Annotated in this window: 13 protein-coding genes and 1 riboswitch; all 13 genes read right to left on the bottom strand. The window is 34.7% G+C overall.

Translation table 11 applies throughout. The features are described from left to right. Nucleotides 1-9: 9 nt before the first annotated feature. Nucleotides 10-133, bottom strand: a riboswitch (FMN riboswitch). A gap of 77 nt (nucleotides 134-210) precedes the next feature. Further along, entirely contained in the window at nucleotides 211-2007 is a 1797-nt protein-coding gene (locus tag ACKI3H_RS01380; protein WP_407370515.1) for an ATP-binding protein, read from the bottom strand. A gap of 8 nt (nucleotides 2008-2015) precedes the next feature. After that, the gene (locus ACKI3H_RS01375; RefSeq protein ID WP_407370514.1) at nucleotides 2016-2741 is read right to left on the bottom strand and encodes a response regulator transcription factor; all 726 of its coding nucleotides are present in this window, start codon (nucleotides 2739-2741) and stop codon (nucleotides 2016-2018) included. A 224-nt stretch (nucleotides 2742-2965) separates the two neighbouring features. After that, a complete protein-coding gene (locus tag ACKI3H_RS01370; RefSeq protein WP_407370513.1) occupies nucleotides 2966-3697 on the bottom strand; it encodes a pseudouridine synthase in 732 nt (243 codons plus the stop codon). A gap of 32 nt (nucleotides 3698-3729) precedes the next feature. Next, entirely contained in the window at nucleotides 3730-4302 is a 573-nt protein-coding gene (scpB, locus tag ACKI3H_RS01365) for an SMC-Scp complex subunit ScpB (protein ID WP_407370512.1), read from the bottom strand. Nucleotide 4303: 1 nt separating this feature from the next. Beyond that, nucleotides 4304-5077 (bottom strand): segregation/condensation protein A, encoded by a 774-nt coding sequence (locus ACKI3H_RS01360; RefSeq protein WP_407370511.1) that lies wholly within the window; start codon nucleotides 5075-5077, stop codon nucleotides 4304-4306. After that, nucleotides 5078-5488, bottom strand: a complete 411-nt coding sequence (locus ACKI3H_RS01355) for a GNAT family N-acetyltransferase (RefSeq protein ID WP_407370510.1) — start codon at nucleotides 5486-5488, stop codon at nucleotides 5078-5080. It abuts the gene before it with no gap. 54 nt (nucleotides 5489-5542) lie between these two features. Beyond that, nucleotides 5543-6856 (bottom strand): diaminopimelate decarboxylase, encoded by a 1314-nt coding sequence (gene lysA, locus ACKI3H_RS01350; protein WP_407370509.1) that lies wholly within the window; start codon nucleotides 6854-6856, stop codon nucleotides 5543-5545. A gap of 209 nt (nucleotides 6857-7065) precedes the next feature. Beyond that, on the bottom strand, nucleotides 7066-7887 hold the full coding sequence (locus ACKI3H_RS01345; RefSeq protein ID WP_407370508.1) for a purine-nucleoside phosphorylase: 822 nt from the start codon (nucleotides 7885-7887) through the stop codon (nucleotides 7066-7068). Between the two features lie 23 nt (nucleotides 7888-7910). After that, complete coding sequence (gene deoB, locus ACKI3H_RS01340; protein WP_407370507.1) at nucleotides 7911-9080, bottom strand: phosphopentomutase; 1170 nt, start codon at nucleotides 9078-9080, stop codon at nucleotides 7911-7913. Nucleotides 9081-9172: 92 nt separating this feature from the next. Beyond that, nucleotides 9173-10063: a site-specific tyrosine recombinase XerD gene (xerD, locus tag ACKI3H_RS01335; protein ID WP_407370506.1), complete on the bottom strand. Its 891-nt coding sequence runs from the start codon at nucleotides 10061-10063 to the stop codon at nucleotides 9173-9175. An 87-nt stretch (nucleotides 10064-10150) separates the two neighbouring features. Continuing rightward, complete coding sequence (locus ACKI3H_RS01330) at nucleotides 10151-11059, bottom strand: S1 RNA-binding domain-containing protein (protein ID WP_407370505.1); 909 nt, start codon at nucleotides 11057-11059, stop codon at nucleotides 10151-10153. Between the two features lie 225 nt (nucleotides 11060-11284). Next, nucleotides 11285-13042, bottom strand: a complete 1758-nt coding sequence (gene pyk / locus ACKI3H_RS01325; protein ID WP_407370504.1) for a pyruvate kinase — start codon at nucleotides 13040-13042, stop codon at nucleotides 11285-11287. A gap of 58 nt (nucleotides 13043-13100) precedes the next feature. Then, nucleotides 13101-14063: a 6-phosphofructokinase gene (gene pfkA / locus ACKI3H_RS01320; RefSeq protein ID WP_407370503.1), complete on the bottom strand. Its 963-nt coding sequence runs from the start codon at nucleotides 14061-14063 to the stop codon at nucleotides 13101-13103. Nucleotides 14064-14276 lie beyond the last annotated feature (213 nt).

Genomic DNA, 14276 nt, shown 5'->3' with positions numbered 1-14276 from the left:
TCAAATAAACTCCATCTTCTTTATCCAGACTTTACTGTCGGTACTGGAATTAAACCAGTTCAACTAAATAATGCTATTTAGCTCGTGGACTATACCACCGGTCGGGAATTTCACCCTGCCCCTGAAGACGAATCTTTATATTTTTTTTACACTTTAATTGTATATCATAATAAAAGAAAAATCAATAGTTACTTACTTTATATTAATGAATCAATCAATATACGGCAAATGAATAATAAAAACAGTGTGTTCATGCACAACACTTTTTACTTCAACAAAGCCACCATGCGCTTCTATAATGTTTTTAACAATAGATAAGCCAATACCCGTTCCCGTTTTGTTTCCTTTCATTACAGTACGTGATTTGTCAGCTTTATAAAAACGATCAAAAACATATGGGATGTCTTCTTCAGAAATACCTGTTCCGTTATCCTTTACTTCGATTAGAACCTCATCCATGATTCTATCCAAATGAACCCAAATTTCAACTTTTTTATGCTCTTTATTAGACAAACTAGTATGTCTAATTGCATTATTAATCAAATTTACAAATACTTGATTCATCTTATCTTCATCCATATAATAAGAATCTAAATTAGGATCAATCGTCAATGTCATTTCAATATTATTTTTTTCAGACATCGTAGCAAATCGCGTAAATAATTTGTTAAAAAAGTCGTCTAACTGAACATCTAGCTTAATCAAATTAATAAAACCAGCTTCCATTCTAGAACTATCAAGCATTTCATTGACCATACGGTTCATTCGAATAGATTCTTCACCGATTATCTTAGCCATTTCTTTTTTTTCTTCTTGCGTTTCGGCTACATCATCCAAGATAGCCTCACTGTAACCTTGAATCATAACTAAAGGTGTTCTTAATTCATGAGAGATGTTGTTAATAAAATCATTTCTCATAATATCAAGTCTTTTTTCTTTAGTGATGTTCTGAATAGAAACCAATACACCACGAACACTTTCTAAATTTTCATCAAAAAGTGGTATCAACGTTATATTGTAATAATAATCATCGATATTGTTTTCGTAGCTTACTTTTTCTGGGAATTTGATAACAGAATCAATTCGGTATTCTAACACTTCAGGTACAACTGTTTTCATCACTTGATCTGATCGATACAAGTGTTGTAAGTACTCATCACCAAGTGGATTAGACATCAACAAAGTTTTATCCTGATTGTAATACAATACACCAGTCGAGATGGACGTAACAATATTTTCTAATAATTCTTTTTCTTGTCTAGTTGCAGCTCCAGTTACTTCCAATGATTTACCCATCTTATTCATAGCAAGCGCTAATTGAGCTAACTCATCTTTGTAATTCGACTGCGTTTGTTTTGAAAAATCATTTTTAGCATAGTCGTAAGCAATATCTCTCAATTGAGTTAAAGGATGACCTAGTCTGCGTTGGAAATAATAAAACAATAAAATTCCTATTATAATATAAAGAATTAAATTCGCAATTGACCACATTGCCATTCTACTATGGGTTTTATTTAAAAATGTTAAATCTCCATAGATGTATAGTTGACCCTCTTGATTATTAAGACTAAAATGCTTGATTTTCATAATAAAAGGTGTTTTTGATTCTCCATCAAATGCTACTTCATCTTTAATTAATGCATCTTTTCCACTATTTAATGCTGCGTTCACTTGACTGGTAGCCTTAACTTTTTCTATAACTTTTAATTGTTTATCCAAATCAACGTTTGAAGAATAAACTATTGGTTCATCTCCTTGCTGAAAGCCTAAAAAAAGATGTGAATTAAAAGCTCTTATTTTATCCAAATTTTCTATTAAAAAATTTGGATCTTCTTCAGACATGGTTGCAATAGCATCCATTGAATTTTCAAAATCTTTTATATAGTTTTCTTCAATATTTTTTTTGTAAATCATTCCATATACTTGAGTTGAGGTAAAAAAACAAAAACCTATAGCTAACATGGTTACTACCCAAGTACGGGTTACTAGGCTATTTAATTTAAACATATCCCGACCTACTTTTCAGATTCTTCTGGAAAAGAATTAAATTTATACCCAAGACCCCATACAGTCACAATCATTTTTGCGGCCGGTTCAGAATGCTTCGTTAATTTTTCTCTTAAGCGTTTGATATGAGTATCTACCGTTCTTAAATCACCAAAAAATTCATACTTCCAGACTTCACGTAAGAGCTGTTCTCTTCCAAAAATTTGATCCGGAGATTGTGCCAGATACAACAATAAATCATATTCTTTTGGAGTCAAATTAACAGCATTGCCATCTGCCAAGACACGATGAGATTGGTCATCTATTTCAAAATGAGGCATCTTAATTAAATCAGGATTTTCTTTTTCTTTTGGTTTTCCGCTTTGGGTTCTTTTTAGAATAGCCGATACTCTTAAAACTACTTCTCTCGGACTAAATGGTTTAACAATATAATCGTCTGCACCAACTTCAAATCCCTCTATACGACTAACTTCTTCCCCTTTAGCGGTCAGCATCATGATCGGAGTATTTTTACTTTCTCTTATTTTCTCAGCAGCTTGAATACCATCCATTTTAGGAAGCATCAAATCTAACAGAATCAAATCGTAATCATTTTCTAAAGCCATCTTAACGGCATCTTCGCCATTATCTGCTTCAGAAATGACATAATTCTCTCTCTCTAGATACATTTTTAATAGTCTACGAATACGATCTTCGTCATCTACTACTAATAGATGCATTACATCATTTTCCATTATATTTCCACCTCATCATTTTCCTTTAGCACTTTCACACACAAATTTAGTCTGATATCAGTATACACAACATTTGTTACAAGTTTCAACTAATTGATATGATTCCTTGTTGAAATATTAAAACGTTCTCAAAAGAAAGTATTTATTAAAAAAAAATAGAAAAATTAAATTATTATTTATCTATAAAAAAAAGAGCTTGATTTTTATTCAAGCTCTTTAATCATTTAATTATTTTCTTCTTGAATTGCTGAATTACGCAATTGATAGATTTCAAAAGTCTTTAATTCACGCCATTCGCCTGGTTGTAATCCATCCAACGTCAAAGTACCATAAGATTCTCTTTTTAATTTTTCTACCGGATGCCCAATAGCTTGAAACATATTTTTTACTTGTCTATTGCGACCTTCATGTATTGTTAATTCCACCATAGTGATATCTTTTGCTCGATCAGATGAAAGGATCTTAGCTTTAGCTGGTGCCGTTTTTTTACCTTCGACGACGATACCTTTTTCAAGTTTATTCAATGCTTTTCGATCAACTAAACCTTTCACTTTAGCAACATACGTTTTATCTATTTGATACTTAGGATGCATCAATAATTGGGAAAGTTCCCCGTCATTTGTTAACATCAATGCTCCTGTTGTGTCATAGTCTAATCGGCCTACTGGATAAATTCGTTGTTCGATATTAGCAAACAAATCCGTTACTACAGGACGTCCCTTATCATCTGAAACGGCTGTAATCATATTTCTAGGTTTATTTAATAAAAAATAGACCGGTTCTTCTCTATAAATCGGAACTCCATCCACTTCCACTACATCAGAATTTCCAATTTGAATTCCCATTTCCTTAACAACTTTTCCATTTACTTTAACATGTCCTTTAGAAATAAGTTCCTCTGATTTACGTCGCGAGGCTACTCCGGCATGAGCTAAAACTTTTTGCAATCTTTCCATAATTTCTCCTTCATACAACTCTATTTTTATTCTTATTCAAACTGCTGGTTAAAACGTTCAAAAAATAAATCTGATTCTTTTTCGTTAGTTTCAGTTTCTAATTCGGTTATCTTAGGTAGGTCGTTTAGATTTTTTAGACCAAAGTAATCCATAAAATAGTCCGAAGTCCCATATAAAATAGCTCTTCCAGGACCTTCTGCTCGGCCTTTTGGTTCAATCAACCCTCTAAGCGTGAGTTTTTGTAGTGCTCCGCTTGTTTGCACTCCTCGTATTTCATCAATCTCCATACGAGTCAACGGCTGCTTATAGGCTATAATGGCAAGTGTTTCTAGTGCTGCTTGTGAAAGATTAGTGGTCAAAGGCGAAATTGCATACTTTTTTATGACATCTGCATACTCTTTTTTTGTCGCTAGTTGATAGTGATTTCCCACTTCAAGCAACATTAGCCCACTGGTAGACATCGTTTCGTACTCTTTTTGAAGTCTCATCAGAAATTGATACACTTGCTGAGTGGAACACTCTAAAAGAGTTGAAATTTCTTCTAGTGTCATCCCCTCATCTCCAGCTACAAAAAGAAGTGCCTCAATTGCTGCTAATTCATCCATACTACTCATCACCTATTTCTTCTGTTTCTGATGGATAGACAATAATATCTCCATAGGTTAATTCTTGTTGAATGTAAATATCTTTTTCCTTGATGAGTTCAAGTAAAGCCATAAAGGTCGTTACCATCTCATTTTTTGTTGGCTCTTCAAAAAAACCTGCAAACAAAACCCCTTGGTGGGCTTTTACATTTCTCAGTTTCCCCATAATAAAATCCATTTTCTCATTAATTGAGGTCTCTTCAGCTTTAATTTTTGTTTGTAAGGGGACTTTTTTCATTTTCTTATTAAACATTTCTTGAAAAGCAGCTACTAAATCAAATGTACTGATTTGTAGAGGTTCGAGAGGAACCTTTTCTTGTAACAGTACTAAATTAGCGGGCTCCTTAGAAAAGTAAAGACTTCGTTCTTCTTCTTTAACTTTTAACAAAGCTGCGGCTGATTTAAATCTTTTGTATTCTAACAATTGTTCTACTAAGGCATCTCGAGGATCTTCACCAGAATCATAAAACCCTTCATCTTCTTGATCTGCATCGATTTCCTGTTTAGGCAATAGAAGTTTGCTTTTAATGGCCATCAACGTAGCGGCCATAACTAAATAATCACCTGCAACATCTAGCTGCAATACTTTCATTGCTCGAATATAATTTAAATATTGTGACGTTACATCAGCAATTGGAATATCGTAAATATCGATTTCTAAATGTTTGATCAAGTGCAGCAGTAAGTCTAACGGCCCCTCAAACGCATCGGTTTTTATATTTATATCGGATGACATCTAACCCTCGCCTTTTTCATCATCAGATACTAAGATCTGCTGTTGGTTCTGTTTACTTTTTTCTTGTTCCCACTTAGCAACTAAAGCAGACGTTTCTAATGTTCCCATTATTTTTTTTTGTAGGAAACGATGCTCTAAAGCTTCTAACATTTTATAACTAATGCCTTCATTTCTATATGAGGGATTGATTGAGATATGTCTTAACAATATCATATCGTTTCCAATTTCTACGCCTATTACACCTACGATATCTTGAGTGTCCTCACTTTTCCATAAATAAAGTTTGCGATCTTCTTTACTTTGATACCAATCCATTTCATCTTTCAAACGTGAAACGTCTTTTAAGTCTGGAACAAATGAGAGCAACCCCATTGAAATTTTTTCATAATCATTTTTGTAATCGAGTAACATAATTTCCTCCTAGCGCCTTAAGCTTGCAACACTAAATATTAGCGCATATCTATATTAATAAAGAGAGCATTCTAATCTCATTAAGTCTGCATAACTTTCTCGCTTAATAGCCAAAAAATCTTTTCCATTTTCAACAAATACTACTGGTGGTCTTGGAATGCGGTTGTAATTGCTGGCCATTGCATAACCGTAAGCCCCTGTACTAAAAACAGCTAAAATATCAGTGGCATCTGCTTTTGGCAGTGGCAGGTCCCAAATTAACATATCGCCAGACTCACAACATTTACCGGCTATAGAGTAAATTTCTTCTACTGCATCTGCTACACGATTAGCCAAAACTCCTGTATATTTTGCATCGTATAAGGCAGGTCTGATGTTATCCGTCATACCGCCATCAATGGCTAGGTAGTTTCGAACATCAGGTATCATTTTTTGCGAGCCGACTTGATATAAGGTTATCCCTGCATCACCAACTAGACTACGACCTGGTTCAATCCAAATTTCAGGCAAGGGCAGTTGAATTTTTTCTGAAACAGACTGAACTTCATCAATTAAGTTATTTACATAATCTTCAATTGGCAATGGTTCATCTTCAGATGTATATCTAATACCAAAACCTCCACCGACATTTAAAACACGCAATTGAAAACCAAACAATACTTGCCATTCTTTTGACTGCATCATTAGTTTATCAATCGCTAGACTAAAGCCGTCTGTTTCAAAAATCTGTGAACCAATATGACAATGCAAACCCAGGACATCGATATATGGCATTTCCAAGGACATTTCTAAAGCTTGTTTTGCTTGGCCATTTTCTAGATCAAATCCAAATTTAGAATCGGTCTGTCCAGTGGTAATGTATTCATGAGTATGAGCTTCGACTCCAGGAGTTACCCGTAATAGAATAGACACTTTTTGCTGGCGTTTTTTAGTATATTCATTCAATTTATTTAATTCATAAAAATTATCGACAACAAAACAACCAATGTCATAATCCAAAGCTGCAATAATTTCTGAATCTGACTTATTGTTCCCATGAAAATGAATTTTTTTATTTGGATATTCCGCTTGAATAGCTGTAAATAATTCTCCACCAGAAACAACATCTAATGACATTTCTTCTTTTGCCATCAACTGATAGATTGCCAAACAAGAAAATGCTTTACTGGCATAGGCAACTTGAGCTTTAATGTTACGATCTTGAAAAGCCTTTTTGAATGTACGTGCTTTGTATTTTATTTGAGAAATATCATATACGTAGACTGGTGTTCCATATTTTTCAACCAATGAAACTGTGTCTACGCCACCAATTTCTAAATGGTTAGCTTCATTCATTCTCATTGTGCCCGTTAGTAATCTTTCATCCATTAATCGACTATCCTCATTTCAATTTCTCTTGTTTTTTGCTTTACTTACTTTAACACAAAAAAAAGCATTTCTCAATGTAGGCTTGTACCTTGAATAAGCCTACATCGCTTCATTCTCCAACTTGATCACAAGATGAAGAAAAGAGAAACTGATTAAAATTACGGCTATTAAACCATAGATTTTTACAGTTTCTCTTTGTATTTGTCTGATCACATTTCTGAAAGGATATTTTTTACGAATGCTTTAAACGTATGTTTAACACGTTGAGTAGTTTCAACAACTTCTTCATGATTTAATTGAGCCTGCATCCCTGCTGCTAAATTAGTGATACATGAAATACCGATTACTTTCATATCGGCGTGTTTTGCTACTATAACTTCCGGAACAGTTGACATCCCTACTGCATCGGCTCCAAAAAGACGAACCATTCTTATCTCTGCAGGTGTTTCGTAAGTAGGTCCAGAAAACCCGATATAAACACCTTCTTTTAAGTCGATATTCATATCTTTTGCCACAGAACGGACTGTTTCTTGATACGTTGCATCGTAAGCATGGCTCATATCCGTAAAGCGTGGCCCCATAGAAGCATCATTTGGTCCAATCAAAGGATTTACACCTGTATAATTGATTTGATCTGTAATCATCATTAATTCCCCAGGTGTAAAGTCAGCGTTAACTCCACCCGCTGCATTTGTAACGATTAGAGAATGAATACCTAAAGCTTTCATTACACGTATCGGGAAAGTTACTTCTTCTAAAGAGTAACCTTCGTAAAAATGAAAACGTCCTTGCATAGCTAGTACTTTTTTACCACCAAGTGTTCCATATACTAATTGTCCAGCATGACCTTCTACAGTAGAAACAGGAAAATGAGGAATTGTACTGTAAGAAATCGCAATTGCATCTTCAACTTCATCGCCCAATTCACCTAATCCTGATCCTAAAATTAAGCCTATTTCGATATCTTGAACGCCTTTTTCTAGGATATAATTTTTTGCTTCATTTATTTTATTTGACAATGCAGTAGTCATAACCGTCCTCCAATAATTCTTTTTTAGTTTAATTCCTTTAAGAAACTTTTCCCAAAACCAGTATCTTGAACATTGAAGTTTTCTGCAATAGTCGCTCCAATATCAGCAAAGTGTCCTTGAGGAATTTCTCCGTGCGCTTTCATAGAAGGGGAATATGCTAGTAAAGGAACATATTCTCTTGTATGATCTGTTCCAGGAGCTGTCGGATCATTTCCGTGGTCAGCTGTAATCAATAATAAATCGTCTTCTTTTAATTTCCCAACAATTTCATCAATTCGATTATCAAATTCATCTATTGCTTTACCATAACCAGCAACATCACGCCGATGCCCAAACTTAGCATCAAAATCAACAAGATTTAAGAAGCTAAGCCCTTCAAAATCTTTGTCCATAACGGTCAATAATTTGTCCACACCATCCATATTGTCTTCCGTACGTAACGAATCAGTAATTCCTTTTCCATTATAAATGTCATTGATTTTACCAATTGCAATTACTTCTTTTCCAGCTTCGCTTAAATGATTTAAGACGGTTTTTCCAAAAGGATCTAACGCATAGTCATGACGTCCACTTGTTCTTGAGAAATTACCTGGTTTCCCAATATATGGGCGAGCAATAATTCTGCCAATCATGTAAGGATCTTCTTTTGTAATATCTCTTACAAATTGACAAATACGGTATAACTCTTCTAAGGGGATAACCTCTTCATGAGCTGCAATTTGTAACACAGGATCTGCAGACGTATAGATAATCAAATCTCCTGTTTCTAATTGGTGCTGTCCATATTCATCAAGGATAGCTGTCCCACTTGCTGGTTTATTTCCAACAATTTTACGACCAGAAAAGTCTTCAATTTTTTTTAATAAATCCTCTGGAAAACCTTCTGGAAAAACACGAAATGGAGTCTGAATATTCAGCCCCATAATTTCCCAATGTCCAGTCATCGTATCTTTACCTACTGATACTTCTTCTAATTTAGTATAATACCCTAAACTATCTGCCACACTGCGAACATCTTTCAACGGTTTTATATTTCCAAGCCCTAATTGTTCTAAATGAGGTATTGTCAAGCCAGCCTCTTGCGCAATATGACCTAAAGTATCGCTTCCTAAATCATTAAATTTATCAGCATCAGGCGCTTCACCAATACCAACTGAATCCATAACGATTAAATGCACTCTTTTATATGACATTCGTTCTTCATCCTCCTAATAATAGGTTTCTACAGTTTCATTATAGTAAAAAGTACACAATAAAGCGAGCAAAACTCAGAATACTTTATTTTTCAAGCTCTGGGATGATAGGTTTTGTAAACGCTTGACATCCTTTGTTTGGTAATATGTGTATATATTTGAGTTGTGGAGATATCTGAATGACCTAACAACTCTTGCACCACTCTTAAATCAGCACCATTTTCTAATAAATGCGTCGCAAAAGAATGACGCAAGGTATGAGGTGTCACTTCTTTTTCAATCCCAGCGTTTTTTACGATTATTTTCAAGTTTTTCCATACACCTTGTCTGGTTAATTTACGCCCATGGTGGTTTAGAAATAAGTACGGTGAACGCTGACCTTCTTTTTCTAACTTTGTCCGACTATAGCGTAAATATTTTTCAATCCATGTGATTGCCATATCTCCTAAGGGAATGATTCGTTCTTTATCACCTTTACCAATTGTTTGAATTAATCCAAGTGATAAATGCAAATCATCTAATTTTAATTCTGTTAATTCAGAAACGCGCAAACCAGTTGCATACATTACTTCAAGCATGGCCCGATCTCTTAATCCTAAAGTCACTCCTGTATTCGGAGTTTCTATTAGACGATCTACTTCTTTGATTGACAATACTTTTGGTAATTTTTGTGCTTTCTTTGGCGTGTCGATATGTAACATCGGATCACTTTGAGCTATTTGTTCCTGTTTTAAAAACTGATGGAATTGTCTTAGGCAAGAAATCATTCGAATAATAGTACCTGCTGATTTTTCTTTCTCCTTTAAATTCTGTAAAAATGACAACACAGTATACCGATCAATTTGATTCCATTCGATTACCTTAGTTTGTTCAATAAAAACCAAATATTGTTTGATATCTCTTTTATAGCTTTCAATTGTATTTTTTGAAAGACCACGTTCGATTGTAAGAAAACGTATATATTCTTCTATATCTTCATTCAATTTCTTCACCTCTATCACATTAAACATACTACATTGAGTGACATACAAAAAGAAGGCAAGAACACTTTGTGAACTGCCTTCTTTAGATTATTCATTATCTAGTTCTATTCGTTCTTCTTCATTTTCTACTTTAGTTACGGGTGAAACAAGTTTTGTTTCGCCATCTTCTTGTACGATTAAACGTTGTTTCATTAAATTTCCAATAGCACGCTTAAATTGACCTTTACTGATTCCAAATCGATCAGAAATATCTTCTGGCGAACTTTTGTCGGTATAAGGGAAACTACCTGTTTTTGTTCTTTCTAAAATGGCCATCAACATTGCAGCATCGTCTCCTATAGCTTCATAGGCACGTGGCATTAAAGATACATTTATAACACCATCTGGTCTGACACCTATGACACGTCCAGATACAACTTCTCCTAAACGAGGTTCGTCTTTACGTTCTGAAGGATGGATGAATCCAATTTGGTTATCTTCTGTCAAAATAAAAGTTCCAATCATCTTCAGGCGGTAAGCTGTTCCTTTAATATTTTGATTGATTAATTCTTCTGTTCCTTTTTTTGCTAGCGATTGATAGACTTCATCACTTGCCAGTTCTCCCCACATGCGGTCTTTGTCATCTACTCTTATTGTTATCAGTAAACGGTCACCTTTTTTAGGCCACAATTGTTTAATGGTAGGCAACTCGTCAAGCGAAACAACTAATTCTTTATCAGGTAAACCTACATCTACAAATACACCTAGATCTTTACGTGTATCTATAACCGTTCCCCACGCGTAATGTCCAACTTGAGCTTTAGGTATGTCTTGAGTCAACATAAAATCTTTATCCATTGAGATGTAAGCAAAACCTTCTACGGTATCTCCAAGTTTGTATTCCATTCCTTCTGCTTTATCTAACTTATAAGTTACTCCATCTTTTTGTATAAAAAACGCGTCCTCGTTTACATCTGTAACAAGTCCTGTAATGACTTTTCCTAATGATTGATTCATATTTTTTTCCTCCATATATTTCAAAATAATCTGTACCTTTTTGTTCTACTGATCCATCTATTTCATTTTATAGGAAAAAGAAGTAGATAGAAAGTAAGGAACAATTTATTTAAAACAAGTTTACCATATTTTTTTTATGTAAACTAAATAATAAATTTCTCAAAAAAAAACTCTCTATCGGATCTAAAATCAATCCTCAAGAGAGTTTTGTTTAGTTAATTGTAATTAGATTGCTGTAGTAGCTCCACGGTAAACAATTCCGCGACGTGAGTCAACAGTAATTAATTCATCATTTTTAATAAGTGTTGTTGCATTTTCAACATTCACAATTACAGGAATGTTCATTGCAATAGCAATAACAGCTGCATGACTAGTCAAACCGCCTTGTTCTACTACTAAAGCTGATGATTTTTCAATTGCTGGCAAGTAGTCTTTATCTGTTGTTTTAACAACTAAAATTCCACCTTCAACAGCATTTTTATTTGCTTCATCAGCACTTGTTGCGACAGTTGCTTTACCAATAACAGCATCTGATCCTACACCTTGACCACTAGCTAATTTAGTTCCAATTAATTGGATTTTCATTAAGTTAGTTGTTCCACGTTCTCCAACTGGCACACCAGCAGTAATGATGATTAAATCTCCTGCTGAAGCAAATCCAGTTTCTTGAGCGATTTTAGTAGCAAGATTAAACATATCATCAGTTGAACCAGGTTTTTCAGAAACAACTGGAGAAACACCCCATGTTAATGCTAAACCACGCATTTGACGTTCTGTAAAGGTAACTGCAACGATGTTAGCTTTTGGACGGTATTTTGCAATCATACGTGCAGTATGCCCAGATTCAGTTGCTGCAACAATTGTTTGAATGTTTAAGTTACGAGCAGTATGTCCTACTGATTGACCAATAGCTTCAGTCATATCTGTTTGGCTGTAAGCTTTTAATGCAAATGCATCTTGGTTTACTAACGCTTCTTCTGTACGAATAGCGATACGCGCCATAGTTTGTACAGCTTCAATAGGGTAATCCCCAGCAGCAGTTTCTCCAGAAAGCATAATAGCGTCTGTACCATCAAAGATAGCATTTGCAACGTCACTTGCTTCCGCACGAGTTGGACGTGGATTTTGTTGCATTGAGTCTAACATTTGTGTAGCTGTGATAACTGGCTTACCAGCTTGATTACATTTTTGGATAAGTGCTTTTTGAACAATAGGAACTTCTTCTGTTGGAATTTCAACTCCTAAGTCTCCACGTGCAACCATTAATCCATCTGAAACTTTCAAGATTTCGTCAATGTTATCTACGCCTTCTTGGTTTTCAATTTTAGGAATAATTTGAACGTGTGTCATGTTTTCTTCTTCAAGAATTTGTGTGATTTCTAATACATCACTTGCACGACGTACAAAACTTGCAGCAATATAGTCAATATCATTTTCTAAACCAAAACGAATATCAGCAGCATCTTTATCAGTAATACCTGGTAAGTTAACAGATACGCCTGGTACGTTAACACCTTTTTTGTTTTTCAATGTTCCAGGATTTTTAACTAATACAACAATTTCACCATTTGCATGGTCTAAATCTGTTACTTCAAGATCCACTAAACCATCATCTAATAAGATGTGAGTTCCAGGGTTTACATCATTGATCAACTCAGGGTAACTGATTGAGAATTTTTCTTTTGTTCCTTCAACTTCTGTCATTGAGATGCGAACAACGTCTCCTGCTTCAAAATCCACACGACCATCTTTCATGTTATGTGTACGCATTTCAGGACCTTTTGTATCTAATAGAATTCCTACCATTTTGCCAGTACGTTTTGAGGCTTCACGAATGTTTTGGATACGCGCACCATGCTCTTCAAAATCACCATGTGAAAAGTTTAAGCGGGCTACATTCATACCTGCATCTATCATTTGAACCAGTTGATCAACTGTTTCACTTGCTGGACCAATCGTACATACAATCTTCGTTTTTTTCATTCTATTATCTCTCCCAACAGCAATTTTTTATTACAATTTTTTAAAGTTTGTAATTCGTTTAATAAGATATTTCTTGATTTAATTTGTATAAGCTGACATCAGGCATATGTTTTTTTGTTTTCAAGGTTTCAACAATATCATTTTCAACAATTTTATTGTTTACGATTCCTATGCATAATCCGCCTTTACCAACTTTTAATAAATCAACAGCTCTCGCACCAAAAACACTTGATAGTACTCGATCACGAGCAGTTGGAGAACCTCCGCGCTGAACATGCCCTAGAACCGTAACACGAGCTTGATAATCACCAAATTTTGATAACTCATCTGCAAAGTCATTTCCGTTCATTACGCCTTCAGCTAAAATAATGATACTGTGTTTTTTACCACGTTCACGACCTTTTTGAATCGTGCCTGCAATTTCTTCCATATTAAATTCTGTTTCAGGAATAATAATTTGTTCTGCTCCTCCTGCTACACCAGTCCATAATGCGATATCTCCTGCATTACGTCCCATGACTTCAATAATGAAAGTACGCACGTGACTTGTTGCTGTATCACGGATTTTATCAACAGAATCTAATACAGTGTTTATAGCCGTATCAAAACCGATACAAAAATCAGTACCTGGAATATCATTGTCGATCGTACCTGGTAAAGCTACAGTTGGATAGCCGTGTCTAGTTAAAGCAGCAGCACCCATATAAGAACCGTCTCCGCCAATAACTACTAAGCCTTCAATTCCAAATTTATTTAGTTGTTCAATACCTTTTAATTGACCTTCTTCAGTAGCAAATTCAGGATAACGAGCAGAATAGAGAAAAGTTCCACCTCTCGAAATCTTATCACCTACATCTCTACGAGTTAATTTACGTATATCACCAGCTACCAAACCAGCATAGCCATAGTTAATACCATATACTTCCATACCTTCATAAAGACCTTTACGCACAACAGCTCGAATAGCTGCATTCATTCCTGGAGCATCTCCACCACTTGTCAAAACAGCAATACGTTTCATACTGACTTCACCTCATAAAATAGATTAAAGTAAACAGGTCTTCTAAACAACTCGTAACTAGTATCATTTAAAAAATCTTTTTACTCATTACACTTATATATTCTAGCACAAATCATTCTTGGTTCAAACTTACAAACATAAGCTCAACTGCTATTCTACCATTTTTATAACGGCTTGTCTTTTTAAAAATCAGTTTTTATTAAAAAAATACTT

This window comes from Carnobacterium sp. (assembly GCF_045617425.1).
Lineage (GTDB): Bacteria > Bacillota > Bacilli > Lactobacillales > Carnobacteriaceae > Carnobacterium_B.
The sequence above is the reverse complement of the archived record's forward strand: the minus strand, read 5'-3'. Positions and strand labels throughout refer to the sequence as shown.